The sequence below is a fragment of the Luteibacter yeojuensis genome (assembly GCF_011742875.1).
Taxonomy (GTDB): Bacteria; Pseudomonadota; Gammaproteobacteria; order Xanthomonadales; family Rhodanobacteraceae; genus Luteibacter; species Luteibacter yeojuensis.
The window spans coordinates 198,070-213,706 of the sequence record NZ_JAAQTL010000002.1; the positions used below are offsets into that span (position 1 = coordinate 198,070).

The 15,637-nt window shown below is 68.6% G+C and carries 13 protein-coding genes; 8 read left to right on the forward strand and 5 right to left on the reverse strand.

The annotated features are described in order from the left end of the window. Positions 1-120 precede the first annotated feature (120 nt). The 4 genes from HBF32_RS15850 (at position 121) to HBF32_RS15865 (ending at position 3,942) form a co-directional block, all read left to right on the forward strand. Complete coding sequence (locus HBF32_RS15850; protein WP_166700756.1) at positions 121-786, forward strand: HAD-IA family hydrolase; 666 nt, start codon at positions 121-123, stop codon at positions 784-786. Positions 787-936: 150 nt separating this feature from the next. Continuing rightward, positions 937-1,611 (forward strand): response regulator, encoded by a 675-nt coding sequence (locus HBF32_RS15855; protein WP_166701092.1) that lies wholly within the window; start codon positions 937-939, stop codon positions 1,609-1,611. Then, a complete protein-coding gene (locus HBF32_RS15860; RefSeq protein WP_166700757.1) occupies positions 1,604-3,034 on the forward strand; it encodes a sensor histidine kinase in 1,431 nt (476 codons plus the stop codon). The genes HBF32_RS15855 and HBF32_RS15860 overlap by 8 nt, the downstream gene beginning before the upstream one ends. Positions 3,035-3,159: 125 nt before the next feature. Beyond that, positions 3,160-3,942, forward strand: a complete 783-nt coding sequence (locus HBF32_RS15865; RefSeq protein ID WP_425482242.1) for an alpha/beta hydrolase — start codon at positions 3,160-3,162, stop codon at positions 3,940-3,942. 4 nt (positions 3,943-3,946) lie between these two features. Here the strand turns inward: HBF32_RS15865 and tsaB are convergent, their stop codons facing one another. Together tsaB and creD are read right to left on the reverse strand one after the other, a co-directional pair. Beyond that, entirely contained in the window at positions 3,947-4,636 is a 690-nt protein-coding gene (gene tsaB, locus HBF32_RS15870) for a tRNA (adenosine(37)-N6)-threonylcarbamoyltransferase complex dimerization subunit type 1 TsaB (protein WP_166700759.1), read from the reverse strand. Continuing rightward, positions 4,633-5,967 carry a cell envelope integrity protein CreD gene (creD, locus tag HBF32_RS15875; protein ID WP_166700760.1) on the reverse strand — a complete coding sequence of 445 codons (1,335 nt, stop codon included), beginning with the start codon at positions 5,965-5,967 and terminating at the stop codon, positions 4,633-4,635. Before creD ends, tsaB begins: the two co-directional genes overlap by 4 nt. Positions 5,968-6,163: 196 nt before the next feature. On the opposite strand from creD, the gene HBF32_RS15880 reads away from it, so the two are divergent. After that, positions 6,164-6,547 (forward strand): cupin domain-containing protein, encoded by a 384-nt coding sequence (locus HBF32_RS15880; RefSeq protein ID WP_166700761.1) that lies wholly within the window; start codon positions 6,164-6,166, stop codon positions 6,545-6,547. Here HBF32_RS15880 and yoaA read toward each other — a convergent pair. Beyond that, positions 6,544-8,463, reverse strand: a complete 1,920-nt coding sequence (gene yoaA, locus HBF32_RS15885) for a DNA repair helicase YoaA (RefSeq protein ID WP_166700762.1) — start codon at positions 8,461-8,463, stop codon at positions 6,544-6,546. The two genes, HBF32_RS15880 and yoaA, sit on opposite strands and share 4 nt — an antisense overlap. Before the next feature lie 48 nt (positions 8,464-8,511). Here yoaA and HBF32_RS15890 point away from each other — a divergent pair, with 48 nt between their 5' ends. Further along, positions 8,512-11,265, forward strand: a complete 2,754-nt coding sequence (locus HBF32_RS15890) for a valine--tRNA ligase (RefSeq protein WP_166700763.1) — start codon at positions 8,512-8,514, stop codon at positions 11,263-11,265. 113 nt (positions 11,266-11,378) lie between these two features. On the opposite strand, the gene HBF32_RS15895 is transcribed toward HBF32_RS15890, so the two are convergent. After that, positions 11,379-11,801, reverse strand: coding sequence for a DNA polymerase III subunit chi (locus tag HBF32_RS15895; protein WP_166700764.1), 423 nt, complete (start codon positions 11,799-11,801; stop codon positions 11,379-11,381). Positions 11,802-11,811: 10 nt separating this feature from the next. Beyond that, positions 11,812-13,305 (reverse strand): leucyl aminopeptidase, encoded by a 1,494-nt coding sequence (locus HBF32_RS15900; protein WP_166700765.1) that lies wholly within the window; start codon positions 13,303-13,305, stop codon positions 11,812-11,814. 97 nt (positions 13,306-13,402) lie between these two features. Between HBF32_RS15900 and lptF the strand changes: the two genes are divergently transcribed. Both lptF and lptG read left to right on the forward strand, forming a co-directional pair. Further along, entirely contained in the window at positions 13,403-14,506 is a 1,104-nt protein-coding gene (lptF, locus tag HBF32_RS15905) for an LPS export ABC transporter permease LptF (protein ID WP_166700766.1), read from the forward strand. Next, positions 14,506-15,603 carry an LPS export ABC transporter permease LptG gene (lptG, locus tag HBF32_RS15910; RefSeq protein WP_166700767.1) on the forward strand — a complete coding sequence of 366 codons (1,098 nt, stop codon included), beginning with the start codon at positions 14,506-14,508 and terminating at the stop codon, positions 15,601-15,603. The genes lptF and lptG overlap by 1 nt, the downstream gene beginning before the upstream one ends. Positions 15,604-15,637: the final 34 nt, after the last annotated feature.

Genomic DNA, 15,637 nt, shown 5'->3' on the forward strand with positions numbered 1-15,637 from the left:
GCCTTGTTCCATGGGAGTCGCTATGGCGGCGAGGGGGGCGGGGCTTCTCGCCGCTATAGCGGCTCCTACATTCCCTGGGGCATGCGGTATCGTGGAGGAATTCACGCTACCGGAGGCACCATGCGACTGGAACCGGGAACGGTCGTCGAAGCCAAGGCACTGCTCTTCGATATGGACGGCACGCTGGTCGATTCCCGCGTGGTGGTCGAAAGGATCTGGAAGCGCTGGTGCGAGGAAAACGACATCGACTGGCACTATGTGCTGCCGCGCCTGCACGGCGTGCGCATGCTCGACTCGGTGAGGATGTTCGCGAAGCCGGGCATGGATGTCGACGCCGTGTATGAACGCCTGTATCGCGAAGAACTGGAGGACCTGGACGGCATCGTCCCGATTCCCGGCGCGCGGCAACTCCTCGCGGCGCTTCCGCCCGACACGTGGACCATCGTGACCTCCGCCGATACACCCCTGGCCGAGGCACGCCTGGGTGCGGCCGGCATCGTTCCGCCGCCGCGCATGGTGACGGGCGAGATGGTGACCAGCGGTAAACCCGACCCGGAGGGTTATCTCCTGGGCGCCGGGCGCATGCGGGCCGCCCCGATCGACTGCCTCGTGTTCGAGGATGCGAAGGCCGGCATCGACGCGGGACTCGCCGCAGGGGCGCGCGTCATCGCGATCGCGGGCGATCACCCAGGCGACGTGCCGGCCAACGTCGAACGGGTGAAAGACCTGACGACGCTGGGCTTCGACGGGGTGCACCGCGGCAGGGTGCGCCTGATCGCGTCCTGAGTCCGGCAGACTCGCTGCGGCAGCGGCCGGTGGCGACGGCACCGCGCATGGGCCGGGAGGCTCCGGGAAGCTCGTTTCGTCGGAAAGCGGCCTGAAAGCCTGCCACGACAGGATGCGCAGGTCCGTTTCCGGAGCGTATCCTTGCCCCCCATGCGCATCCTCCTTGCTGAAGACGATGCCGCCATCGGCGCGGCGGTACGAGCCTCGCTCGAACAAGGCGGCCATGCCGTCGACTACGTGACCGACGGCGCCAGCGCCGATCACGCGTTACGCGACCACGACTACGACCTGCTCGTGCTCGACCTCGGCCTGCCCCTGCTCGACGGCAGCGACGTGCTGGCGCGCGCGCGCAAGCGCGGGGCGAGCCTGTCGGTGCTGGTGATCACGGCGCGCGAAGGCCTGAAGGAGCGCGTGCGCGTGCTCGACCTCGGTGCCGACGACTACCTCGTGAAACCGTTCGCCCTCGCGGAGTTCGATGCCCGCGTGCGTGCCCTGCTCCGCCGCCTCACGAGCCAGGGCACGCCGGAATTCCGCATCGGCAAGCTGCGCCTCGACATCCCTGGCCACCGCGCCTGGATCGGCGACACCGCGCTGGACCTCACCGCCCGCGAGTTCGGTCTCGTCGAGGCGCTGGCCATGCGCGCGGACAAGGTCACCAGTCGCGCCCAGCTGGTGGAGGCGCTGTGCAACTGGGACGAGGACCTGACCGACAACGGCCTGGACATCGCCCTGCACCGGCTGCGCAAGAAGCTTCACGGTTCGGGCACCAACGTGCGCACGATCCGCGGACTGGGCTACCTGCTCGAAGAAACCGCAGATGCCTGAACGCCGCAACGCGGCGCCGCGGCGACCGGCACGCCCCAGCCTGCGGCGGCGCCTGCTCACCTTCCTGCTCGTCCCGGTGTTCGGCGTGCTGCTGCTCGACGCCGTCATCGGTTACTTCGTGGCGCTGGCGTATTCCAACCGCGTGCACGACGCCACGCTCTCCGACAACGCGCTCACGCTCTCGGAAATGATCGACAGCGACGCCTTGCGCGGCGAGCTGACCGAGCAGGCGCGCTTTCTCCTCGAATACGATCCGAACGGCCGCAACTACTACACGGTGACCAGCGCTCGCCATGGGCGGGTGATCAGCAACGCGAGCCTCGGCGGTCCGGACGTCGCCGTGGACGCCCCGCCGAGGCTCTACGATACCGAACTCGGCCATCGCCCCCTCCGCGCGGCGACCATGCGTGTACCGAACCGGCACGATGCGGGCGACACGCTCACGATCACCGTGGCGGAGAACCTGCGCGACCGCCATGCGCGCGCACGCGAGATCCTCCTGCTCACCCTGCCGATGCAGGCGCTGTTGATCGTGGCGGTGCTCTTCCTCGTCTGGCTCGGGGTCAGCCACGGCCTGGGTGTGCTGGAGCCGCTGACCTCGCGGCTCGCCCGCCGCGAGCACGACCTCGGCCCCATCGGCGAGGAAGACGTGCCGGTGGAAATCCTGCCGCTGACCCGCACCATCGACGACCTGTTCGCACGCATGCGCAACATGCTCGGCCTGCAGGAGCGATTCATCGCCGATGCCGCTCACCAGCTGCGCACGCCGCTGGCCGGTATCCGACTGCACGTCGAGCGGCTGGCCGATACGACCGATCCCGCGCAACGCGACGATGCGATGGCCCACGTGCAACGCCTCGCCGCACGCGCCGCGCGTACGTCGGCGCAGTTGCTCGCCCTCACCCGGACGCAGTCCCCCGACCTGCCCGACAGCGACGGGATGGCCACGATCGACCTCGCGACGGTGGTTCCCGAAGCGGTCGCCATGCGCGTGCACCAGGCGCTCGCCGCTGGCGTGGACCTGGGTTACGAAGGTGCCGATGTGCCGTGCCTCATTCGTGGCGACGCGCTGCAGGTGCAGGAAGCGATCGACAACCTCGTGGACAACGCCTTCCATTACGCGGGGCGCGGCCACGTCGTCACGGTATCCCTCGCCTGTGGAGAAAACGACGTGCTGCTGGCCGTCGAGGACGACGGGCCCGGCGTCGACGACGCTTTCCTCGACCAGCTCGGCGAGCGCTTCTTCCGCGTGCCCGGCGTCGACGAGGACGGCACCGGCCTAGGGCTGGCCATCGTCGAGAGCATCGCCGAGCGCCACGGCGGGCGCGTGACGTTCCTGCACGCGGCCTCCGGCGGCCTGCGCGTGGAACTGCATTTTCCTGCGATTTCGACGTCGTCCACCGGCCAGGACCGTTCCGTGTGAGGGCGGAGAAAGGCGGCTGAAACTGCCTGCGGGCAACATTCCCCCTTGTAGAGGAGACGACGAGGTTCAAGGTGGGAAGGTCGCCGGCATTCCGGTTCGAGGGTGGGCGCGAAGGGGTTCTGCTGGTGCATGGCCTGGGCCGCACCCCGGACGAGATGCGCCTGCTCGGCAAGGGCCTGAACCGTGCCGGCTTCACCGTCGTGGGCGTGCAGTTGGCGGGCCACGGCGGCGACGAGGACGAGCTGCTGGCCTCGGGCTGGGAAGACTGGTACGCCAGCGTGGAGGCCGCCGCCGACGATTTGCGCGGGCAGGTGGACCGCGTCTTCGTGGCTGGCTCCTCGATGGGTGCCCTGCTCGCGCTGCGCCTTGCCGCCATGCAGCCCACATGGGTGGCAGGCGTCGGCGTCTACGGCGCGACGTTCCGCTACGACGGCTGGTCCGCCGGATGGGCCACACGCATCGCCTTCCTGCTCCCTCTGTTCAAGCGGCTGGGCATCGGGCGCGATCGCCGCCTGCTTCAATGGCCGCCGCAGGGCCCTCGCGATGAGCGCCTGCGCGAGTCGTTCGGCCGCGGCATGCCCTCCGGTCCCGCCGGCCCGATCGACCGCGACGGGGACTCATGGCACGCGCTGGCGGAAACCGTGAAGCTAGCGCGCGACGTGCGCCGACGGCTGCCTGCCGTGTTGGCTCCCTGCTTCATCGCGCACGCCCTCGACGACGAGGTGGCCAGCCCGGGCAACGCCGACCTCGTCGCCCGGCACGTGCGCGGGCCGGTCGAGATGCTCCTCCTGGCCGACAGCTACCACAGGATCACGATCGACCGCGAACGTCGCACGCTGATCGAGCGCAGCGCGGATTTCTTCGACCGCATCGCGCGCGAGGCGCGCATTGCGCGGACCGCGGCCTGAGACCTCAGGCCTTCCCTTGCTCGACCAGGGTGAGCGCCACCTTGTCGCGCAGGTAGACCGGCAGGGCCAGCTCCGGCGCCACCGCCTCGCCGGCGCGGAAGCGGCGTGCCGCCACTTCGGCGACATGCCGGGCCTGCGGATAACGCGCGCCGTCCGCCGAGCGGATCGGCGCGGCGATGCGCCCACGCAGGACCGCTTCGTAGGTGCCCCAACCGGTGCCGACGACATGCCATGCCGTCGCCTCGGGCAGCGCCAGCATCGCGGCCGTGTCCACGCGTTCGCGATCCAGCAGGACGATGCCGCCATCGTCGTCGCGGCGCCACGCGGCCACGTAGATCTCGCCCATGCGCGCATCGATGATCGACAGGATCGACGCATCGTCCTCCGGCGCTTCCAGCGCAAGCGCCTGCAAGGAAGAGACGGTGACGACCGGAACGTCCAGCGCCATCGCCATGCCCTGCGCCAGCGACACGCCGAGCCGCACGCCGGTGAACGCACCCGGACCGCGACCGACCGCGATGCCGTCGAGCGCCTGTCGCTTCAGGCCCGCCTCGGCCAGCAGGTCGTCGGCCATCGGCAGCACCAGCTCGGCGTGGCGGCGCGGCGCCACTTCACTGCGCTCGATCACTTCGTCGCCGTGGACGAGGGCGACCGAGCAGGCTTCCGTGGAGGTTTCGATGGCAAGGAAGTTCATGGCGTATCCGGCATGGGGGGCGGCGTGGTCTGCGCGTACCAGTCGATGCGGCGGGTGAGGTACATCAGCAGGCCGATGACGGTGACGAGCACCACCGATCCGATCAGCAACGCATACTGCTCGGCACCGATCAGGCCATACAGTATGGCGTAAACCAGGGCGAGCACGCCGCCGAGGGCCATGCCCGCCTTGCGGGCGCGCAGCGCCGCCATCGCATAACCGCCGACGATCAGCACCACGGCGGCAGCGGCCACCGCATAGGCCGCCCCGAAGCCGATCTGCTCGGACAAGGCCAGCAGCAGGACATAGAAGCTGATCATCGCGGCGCCTACCAGGAGGTATTGCACGGGGTGAAGACGCAGCCCGTTGAGCACCTCGAACAGGAAGAAGGCGACGAAGGTGAGCGCGATGAACAGCAGGCCGTACTTCCCGGCGCGATCGTTCTGCTGGTACACGCCGCCGGGCTGGTACAGCTTCACGCCGACGGCCGATGCGGCGAGGCGGTCGGAGACGTCGGTATCCGCGGCGTCCCAGTGCTGGCCGTAGGTACGGTTGAGGTCGAGCACCTGCCAGGCGGCGTCGAAGCCCTTCGCATCGATACTGCGCCTGCCCGGCAGCAGTGCGCCCGTGAAGCTGGGATCGGGCCACGGCGCACGCACGCGCACGCTGTTCGTGCGCGCCAGTGGCAGTACGGAGAACGACTCGGTGCCGGCGATGCGCAATGTCACGGCGAAGTCCATCGGCGTCTGCCGGTCCGGGTCGAACGCCACCGGTGTGGCGAGGACCGTGTACGGCCCCATACGCGCCGCGGACGAGGAAAGCCTGGCCGTGTGCCCGTCCACGGTCAGCGCGGTGATCGCCTGGAGGCCGCGGGTATCCGCGATGAGCAGGCGCAGTTCGGCCTTGCCGGGATACCAGTCGGCACCGCCGTCCGCGGCGAAACGACGAAGGTCTTCCGGCAACAGGCGGCCGCGCAGGGTCACCTCGCCCGTATAGACGGGAACCTTGTACATGCCGGCATGCCGCTCCTCGACGGCGAGGTCGGCCACGGTGGTCAGTTCGTCGGCGAGCACGATCTCCGTGCCGTCGCGCACGCTCACCACCTTGCCGTCGCTGCCGCGCACCTCGCGCCGCGTGGGCACACCCAGCACCAGGCCACCGATGGTCTGGTGCCCGCCCCAGCCTTCGGCGACCCTCGTGGAAGCGGCTCTGCGCATCGCCTGACGCTCGCGCACGAGGCCGTCGGCCTGCGAGAGCGGAATGAGCATGATGAGCGCGAGCACCCCGATGCCGAGCACTTTCGCGGTAATGGATTGCATCCAGCGGAACATGGCCTTCCCCGTTTATCGCCTGTCGTGCCCGGATGGTCCCGCGGAGAACGGCGGCGGGCGTGGTCCGAATCTGGCTCGACGCGGGCAAGCACTGGCGAAATGCGGTGCATGCGCCCGAGTGAGAAATGAGAGTGTTCTCATGACGCGCCGCGGCGTTCCGTGGAGGATGCAGTCACCCCCCATCGAGGAGAGCACGATGCTTCCCGTCCAGCTAGCGATGCCCCTGGCCCTGATGGTCGGCGCGGCCATCGCCGCCACGACCACTCCCGAGGTCGCCTTCCACGACCAGACGCTCCGCACACCGTCCCACCTGCTCGACGACGGCCACGGCGACATGCGCATGCTGCGCATTTCCGTCCAACCGGGCGCCTCCCTGCCCTTGCACCGGGACGCCGTGCCAAATGCGGGTTACCTGGTCGAGGGGGAGCTGGTCGTGTCGACGCCGGAAGGCAGCCACAAGGTGATGAAGCCGGGAGACTGCCTGACGGAAACCCTTGACGCGATACACCGCGGCACGGCCGGCCCGCGCGGCGCCACGGTGGTGGTTTTCTATGCGAACGAGATGCCCGCAAGCAGCTAATCAGCGGGAGCCGCGAAAAAATTCACCACCTCCGCCAGTTCCCGCGTGCGCGGCATCGGCGGCAGGCTGGCGAGGAACAGGCGGCCGTAGCCCTTCGTGCTCAGGCGAGGGTCGCACAGCACCAGCACGCCACGATCGTGCACGTCGCGGATCAGGCGGCCGGCCCCCTGCTTGAGCGCGATCACGGCGGTGGGCACCTGCCAGCCCATGAACGGATTGATGCCCGCTTCTTCCAGCGCCTCCAGGCGTGCCTGCAACACCGGATCGTCGGGCATCGCGAAAGGCAGCTTGTCGATCACGACCACGCTCAGCGCCTCGCCCGATACGTCCACGCCCTCCCAGAAGCTCGCGGCCCCGAGCAGGACGCCGCGCCCACTGGCGCGGAATGCCTCGAGCAACCGGTGGCGCGGAGCCGTGCCCTGCACGAACAGCGGCCAGGGCACGCGCCCCTCCAGCAACTCGGCAGCGCGTCGCAACGCGCGATGCGATGTGAACAGCAGGAACGCACGGCCGTCGGACGCATCCAGCACGGGGCGGATGGCCGCGACGACGCGATCGGTGTAATCCCGCGCGGCAGGGTCCGGCAGGTCCTTCGGCAGATAGGCGAGTGCCTGACGCTTGTAATCGAACGGGCTTTCCACGTGCAGCGTGTGCGGATCCTCGAGACCCAGCTGACGCGAGAAGTGGCCGAAATCGCCGGCGATGGAAAGCGTGGCGGAGGTGTGGATCCACGCCGCGTCGGTGGACATCCGCATCGCGCGAAGCGGCGAGGCGAGGTCCAGCGGCGTGGCGTGCAGGGCGAAGCCGCGCGGCCAGGTCTCGTACCAGCGGACATCGCTGGCGGAATGCTCCTCGGCGATGCGGTCGAGCCGCAGGCTGAGCATCTGCGCGCGCTCGAAGACATGGGCAAGCCCCCGCGAGCGTTCGCCCAGGGAGGCCAGCAGGTCCGCCATCGCGGCCATCACGTCGCGCAATTCGCCCAGCAGGTCATGCACGACGGCCTCGCGATCGAGCGCGCCGAACGGCCCCCGCGCAGGGAGCGGGTCCATCGCGAGGCGCAGGCGCTTCACCAGGTCCTGGATCGCCTCCACCGGCTCGAGCAGCTGGCTCATGGCGCCGGTGACGCCCTGCGCCTCGGCCAGCGCGTCCTGACCGAGGTCGACGAGCTGCCGCGAACTGACGCTTTGCGAGAAGAACTGTCCGGCCAGCTCGGGAATCTGGTGCGCCTCGTCGAGGATGAAGGCGTCCGCGCCCGGCAGGATCTCGCCGAAACCCTCCTGCTTCAGTGCCAGGTCGGCCATCAGCAAGTGGTGGTTGACCACGACGAGGTCGGCTTCCATGGCCTCGCGGCGGGCCTTCACGACGTGGCAGTCCTCGAAGAACGGGCATTCCGAGCCGAGGCAGTTCTCCGGCGTGGACGTCACCCTCGGCCAGACCGGGGAGTCCTCGGGAATATCCGCCATTTCCATGCGGTCGCCGCGCCGCGTGCGCGCCGACCAGGCGCGGATGGCGGACAGCTGCGATACGAGCTGGCGGTCCGGATTGCCCTCGCGCACGGCCTGGTCCAGGCGGTGGAGGCATAGGTAGTTGGCCCGCCCCTTCAGCAGGCTCAGCCGGGCACGGCTGCCCAGCACCGAGTGCACGCGCGGCAGATCGCGGAAGAACAGCTGGTCCTGCAAGGCCTTGGTGCCGGTGGACACGATGACCTTGCGCCCCGACAGCAGCGCCGGCACGAGGTACGCGAAGGTCTTGCCGGTGCCCGTCCCCGCCTCGGCCACCAGCAGGTCGCGCTCCGCGATGGCGGAGGCCACGGCCGCGGCCATGCGCTGCTGGGCCTCGCGGGGCGCGAAACCCGGCACTTCGCGGGCGAAAGGGCCTTCCGCGCCGAGGATCGCGGCCGCTTCGAGTTCAGTCATCCGCCAAGTATCGCCTACAATGGCGGTCTTTACGCCCTGAGCCCACGCATGGACAAGAGTTTCGAGCCCAGCCAGATCGAGTCGAAGTGGTATGCCCACTGGGAGTCCAACGGTTATTTCAAGCCGTCCGGCAAAGGCACGCCCTACACGATCATGCTGCCGCCGCCCAATGTGACGGGCACGCTGCACATGGGCCATGGATTCCAGCACACCATCATGGACACGCTGGTCCGCTATCACCGCATGCGCGGCTTCGACACGCTGTGGCAGCTCGGCACGGACCACGCCGGCATCGCCACCGAGATGGTGGTGACCCGCCAGCTCAACGCGGAGGGCAAGCAGCGTTCCGATTTCGACCGCGAGTCGTTCATCGCCCGCGTGTGGGAGTGGAAAAAGGAATCCGGCGGCACCATCGGCCGGCAGATGCGCCGCCTGGGCGTTTCCGGCGACTGGAGCCGCGAGGTCTTCACGATGGACGAGGGCCCGTCGAAGGCCGTCGTCGAGACCTTCGTGCGCCTGCACGAGGAAGGCCTGATCTACCGCGGCCAGAAGCTGGTGAACTGGGACCCGGTGCTGAAGACCGCCATCTCCGACCTCGAGGTGGTCAGCGAGGAGGAAGACGGCTCGCTGTGGTCGATCCGCTATCCGCTGGCCGACGGCTCGGGCGAGCTCGTCGTCGCCACCACGCGTCCGGAGACCATGCTCGGCGACGTGGCCGTGGCCGTGCATCCGGAAGACGAGCGCTACGCGCACCTCGTCGGTCGCATGCTGACGCTGCCGCTGTCGAACCGCCAGATCCCCATCATCGCGGACGACTATGTCGAGAAGGACTTCGGCACGGGCTGCGTGAAGATCACGCCGGCACACGATTTCAACGACTACGCCATCGGCCAGCGCCACGACCTGCCGATGATCAACATCCTCACCGACGACGCGCGGATCAACGACGCGGCACCGGAGAAGTACCGCGGCATGGACCGCTACGTCGCGCGCAAGGCCGTGCTCGCCGATCTGGAAGCGCAGGGCCTGCTGGTCGAGACGAAGAAGCACAAGCTGCAGGTGCCGCGCGGCGACCGCACCGGCCAGGTGATCGAGCCTTACCTTACCTGGCAGTGGTTCGTGAAGATGGACACGCTGGCTGCCCGCGGCCTCGAGCTGGTCGAGCAGGGCCACGTGAAGTTCGTGCCCGAGAACTGGATCAACACCTACCGCCACTGGCTCGGCAACATCCAGGACTGGTGCATCAGCCGACAGCTCACCTGGGGCCACCGGATTCCCGCGTGGTACACCGACGGCGGCGCGCTGATCGTCGCCCGCGACGAAGCGGAAGCGAAGGCCGCCGCCGTCGCGCAAGGTTATACGGGCACGCTGCGCCGCGACGACGACGTGCTGGAAACCTGGTTCTCGTCCGCCATCTGGAGCCACTCCACGCTGGGCTGGCCCGACCCGAAGGCGCAGGCCGAACGCGGCTTCGACCGCTACCTGCCGACCGACGTGCTGGTCACCGGCTTCGACATCATCTTCTTCTGGGTCGCCCGGATGATCATGATGACCGACCATTTCACCGGCGAGGTGCCGTTCAAGGACGTCTACGTCACGGGGCTCATCCGCGACAAGGACGGCCAGAAGATGTCCAAGTCCAAGGGCAACGTACTCGACCCGCTCGACATCGTCGACGGTATCGGCCTCGACGAACTGCTGGAAAAGCGTACGCGCGGACTCATGCAGCCCAAGATGGCGGAGAAGATCGAGAAGGCCACGCGGAAGGAATTCCCCGAGGGCATCCCGGCGTTCGGCGCCGACGCGCTGCGCTTCACCTTCGCCTCGCTCGCCACGCACGGCCGCGACATCAAGTTCGACCTGGAGCGTTGCGCGGGCTACAAGGCCTTCGTCAACAAGCTGTGGAATGCTTCGCGCTTCGTGCTGATGAACCTCGGCGAAGGCCGGGTCGCCCCCGCAAACCCCTCGACGGAAGCCGAGCGCTGGATCCTCACCCGCCTGGAGCGGACCCTCGCCACGGTGAAGGCGCAGCTGGCGCTGTACCGTTTCGACCTCGCCTCGCAGGCACTGTACGAATTCACCTGGAACGAGTTCTGCGACTGGTTCGTCGAACTGTCCAAGCCCGCGCTCAACGGCGGCGACGCCGCGGCCGTGGCGTCGACGCGCTACACGCTGGCGCACGTGCTGGAGACGCTGCTGCGCGCGCTGCACCCGCTGATCCCGTTCGTCACCGAGGAGATCTGGCAGTACGTGCGTCCGCTGCTTGGCATCGAGGGCGACACGATCATGCTGCGCCCCTACCCCGAGGCCGCCGACGTTCCCACCGACGAGGCCGCCACGGCCGAGATCGAATGGGTCAAGGACGTCCTCACGGGCGTGCGCCGCATCCGTGCCGAGATGAACATCGCGCCGGGCAAGGTCATTCCGCTGCTGTTCGCCGACGGTGACGCCGCCGATCGCGAACGCGCCGGCAAGTTCGCCGCGCAGATCGTCTTCCTCGGCCGCGTGGAATCGCCGGTGTGGGTCGCCGGCGAGGAACCCGCCGCGGCGGTCGCCGTGGTCGGCGGCATGCGCGTGCTGATCCCGCTGGAAGGCCTCATCGACGTGGGCGCCGAGAAGGCGCGCCTGGCGAAGGAGATCGCGCGCGTCGAAGGAGAGATCCGCAAGTGCGAATCGAAGCTGGGCAATGCGAACTTCGTGGCGAACGCGCCCGCCGAAGTGGTGGACCAGGAACGCCAGCGCATCGCCGACTGGACCCGCCAGGCGGATGCCATGCGCGACCAGGCCCGCAAGCTGGGCTGAAGCTTCGTGTAGGAGCCGCTATAGCGGCGAGAGCAATCTCGTGACACTACGGCAAGATTTCCTCGCCGCTATAGCGGCTCCTACACGAATGGCCTCAATACGTCACGGCACGATTACATGTCGTGCTTGTTTACTTCGAAGCCGGCCTGCTTGTACTGCGTCCAGCGGGCGCGTGAGCCTTCGCGCTCCGCGGGATCGGCCGCGACCACTTCGAGCACGCGGTCGAACCGGCCGGGCGCGCAGGTGTCGCGCAGGTTGATCACCATGGGGCGGTCCGGCGTTTCCACGCCTGGCGGCACGATCAACACCGCCGTGTTCCCGTCTTCGTCGTCGCCCGCCAGCTGGTGCGGAATATAGGCGTCCTCGTCGAACGCCCACAGGTACTCGTCGATCGCTTCGGCCTGCTCGAAGTCGCGCGTGAGGATCAGCGTGGGCTGCTGGGCACCGAACGCGCGCTTCGCGAGTTCGCAGACCAGCAGCAGCGGATCCTCGCGGAAGCGCGGCTTGTCGATCAGGTAGAAATCGGCGCGCGGCATCGTTGCGGGATCAGCCGGCCGAAGCGACGCGATCGAGCAGCCACTGCGTCAGCAGCGGCACCGGGCGGCCGGTGGCGAGGCCCTTGCGGCCTTCCTCCCAGGCGGTGCCGGCGATGTCGAGGTGCGCCCAGCGGCGGCCTTCCGTGAAGCGGGCGAGGAAGCAGCCGGCGGTGATCGCGCCGGCGTACTTGCCGCCGATGTTGGCGACGTCGGCGAAGCCGGAGTCGAGCTGGCTCTGGTAGTCGTCCCACAGCGGCAGGCGCCAGGCGCGGTCGAGGGTGGCTTCGCCGGCCGAAAGGAGTTCGGCGGACAGCGATTCGTCCTTCGTCATGAGGCCGCTGGCGTGCTTGCCGAGTGCGACGACGCAGGCGCCGGTGAGCGTGGCGGCGTCGATGATGGTGTGCGGATCGAAGCGCTTGCCGGTGTAGGTCAACGCGTCGCAGAGGATCAGGCGGCCCTCGGCGTCGGTGTTGAGCACTTCGATGGTGATGCCCGACAGGCTGGTCAGCACGTCGCCGGGACGATAGGCCGCGCCGTCCGGCATGTTCTCGACCGCCGGCACCACGCAGACCAGGTTCACCGGCAGGCGCAGCTTCACGGCGGCCACGAAGGCGCCGAGCACACCGGCCGCGCCGCACATGTCGAACTTCATTTCCTCCATGCCCGGGCCGGGCTTGAGGCTGACGCCGCCGGTGTCGAAGGTGATGCCCTTGCCGACGAAGGCGTAGGGGCGCTCGCCCTCCTTGCCGCCGTTCCACTGCAGGACCACGAGGCGGGGTGCGTTGGCGGAACCGCGTGCCACGGCGAGCAGCGAGCCGAAACCCTCGCGTTCCATGTCGGCGCGGTCAAGCGCCTCGAAAGTGACGCCTTCATGGGCGTCGGCGAAGGCGCGGGCCTGGTCGGCGATGTAATCGGGGTTGCAGATGTTCGGCGGCAGGTTGCCCAACTCGCGGGCGTAGCGCACGCCCTCGGCGATCGCACGCGCTTCGGCGAGGCCGGCCTCGCCCTCGGCCGGGCCGACCAGGACGATCGAGGCCAGCTCCGGCTGGGCCTTGTCGCGCGGCTTCACGGTGGCGGTGTAGCGGTACGACACGTGATCGGTGACGAGGGCGCCGACGCGTACGCGCCAGGCGGCGTCGCGCCCCGGAACGTCGATCTCGGGCAGCCAGCTGACCGCCTCGGTCACCGGCAGGCGGCCGATGGCGCGGGCGGCCTCGGCGGTCACCCGCTGGTAGCGGGCGGCATCGAAGGACTTCTGCGCGCCCAGGCCGAGGATGAGCACGCGGGCGGCGGCGACGCCGGAGGGATGCAGCAGGGTGACGACATTGCCCACCTTTCCGGTGACGTCGCCCGCCTCGACCAGGCGCTTGATGGCGCCGTCCGCGGCCGTGTCGATACGCGCCGCCGCGCTGGTCAGGACCCCATTTTCATAGACGCCGACCACGGCCACCGGGGTGGCGGTCGTTTCGGGAGCATGGGAACCGAGGCTGAACTGAACCGTCATAGCTAACTGTCCTGCGAAAGCCCGCCGGGGCCCGGACAGGCTAGACTTAGGGTTTGCCGGCAGGGACTGACGCGGCACGAACCGCCAATTCTATCAAATGCTCAGCATCCTCGACCGTTATTTCCTGCGCGAGCTGGCCTACGGGGTCCTCGCGACGGCCATCGTGCTGCTGGTGATCTTCGCCGGCGGCGCGTTCGCGACCGTGCTGCAGAAGGTCGCCAACGGCAGCATCCAGCCAAGCGTGATGTTCGAGGTGCTGGGCCTGCAGATGGTGGACCTGCTCTCCACCCTCCTGCCCATGTCCGCCTTCCTGGGCACCCTGATCGCCCTGGGCCGCATGTACCGCGAGAGCGAGATGCATGTGCTGGCCTCCTCCGGCATGGGCCCGCGCGGCATGCTCCGCCCGGTCACCCTGCTCGCCGTGACGGCCACCCTCGTGGTCGGCCTGGTCTCCCTATGGCTGGGGCCGCTCGCGTCGCGTACGGCGGACCAGGTCATCGCCGCCGCCAACAAATCCGTGATCGCCGCCGGCCTCGATGCCGGCCGCTTCACCGAGCTGCCCGGCAAGGGCGGCATCATCTTCGTCGACACGCTGAGCCGCGACGGCACCGTGCTGGGCAAGACCTTCCTCGCCACCGACCGCACCGACAGCGAGGGCAGGCCGCAGGTCCGTGTCGTGAACGCGAAGAACGGCCGGATGTACCAGGAAAGCGACGGCCAGAACCGTTTCCTGGCCCTGTTCGACGGCTGGCAGTTCGAGATCCCGCTGACGGGCGACAACTGGCGGCGGATGAAATACGAGCGCAACGACATCTCGCTCTCCAACATCGCGGACGACGACGCGGACACCGATCCGTCGCACGAGGCGTCCACGACCGACCTGTTCAAGTCCCTCAGCCCGGAGAACCTGGGCGAGCTGGTGTCCCGCTTCGCAGCCCCCGTCAGCACCCTCGTGCTGATGATGATGGTGCTGCCGATGTCGCGGCAGGCGCCGCGCGACGCCCGCTACGGCCGCCTGCTCATCGCCGTGCTGGCCTATTTCCTCTACGTCGTATGGCAGCTGATCGCCCGCGCGCAGATCATCAAGGGCCACCTGCACACCTCCGCGCCCATCTGGCTGCTGCATGCCATCGTCTTCGGCGTGGCCGCCTGGTACTTCTGGCGACAGAACACCGCCCGACGCGTGAAGGGAGCCCCGTGATGGCCACGCTGACCGTCAAACGCGCCGACCGGCTGATCGGCTTCAGCGTCCTGGGCACCCTGTTGCTCGTGTGGCTCGTGCTCACCGGCTTCGACGCCCTGACCCAGTTCGTGCGCCAGCTCGGCAACATCGGCAAGAACGGCTTCACGCTCTACGATGCCATCGCCTACATCATGCTCACGGTGCCGCGGCGGCTGTACCAGATGTTCAGCAACGCGGCCCTCATCGGCGGCCTGCTGGGCCTGGGCGGCCTCGCTGCCACCGGCGAACTCACCGCGCTGCGCGCGGCGGGCATGTCCAAGCTGCGCATCGCCATGTCCGCCGCGGGCGTGGTCGCCGTGCTGACTCTCGCCGTGGTCGTCATGGGCGAGACGGTGGCGCCCTACGGCGACCAGCACGCGCAGGCCATCCAGGTACGCATGCGCTCGAGCAACCTCGGCTCCACCAGCAGCGGCCTGTGGGCGCGCGACGGCGGCAAGATCATCAACGCCAAGTCGGCCATCGCCACGCAGGACGGCGACCGTGCCACGGTGAAACTGGTGGACGTGCGCGTCTACGACTTCACCCCCGACGGCCAGGTGAAGACCTTTTCGCACGGCGACAGCGCCATCCACGACGGCAACCACTGGGTGATGAGCAACGTGCGCACCACGTCGCTCGACGCCGCGGGCACGCACTCCACGCATGAAGACACGCAGACCTGGGCCTCCAAGCTCAACCCGCACGTGCTCGAGCAATCGGTGATCCACCCCGAATACCTCTCGATGAGCGACCTGCGCCGCAACATGCGCTACCTCGAAGCCAACGGGCAGAACCCCGGTGCCTATGCCGTGGCCTTCTGGGGCCGCGCGCTTTTCGCGGTAAACACACTGGTGCTCGTGCTCTGCGCCATGCCCTTCGCCTTCGGCTCGCTGCGCTCCGGCGGCCTCGGCAAGCGCCTCTTCATCGGCATCATCCTCGCCATCGGCTGGTACTTCCTGCAAGGCGCGATGGTGAACTTCGGCACGGTCTATGGCCTGCCGCCGCTGCTCGCGAACCTGTTGCCGACGTCGTTGCTGATCGTAGGGGCGCTGGCTTACTTCAGGCGCTTCGGGTAGCGCGCTTCCCTGGCGTACGCCGGGGTGGCGCAGG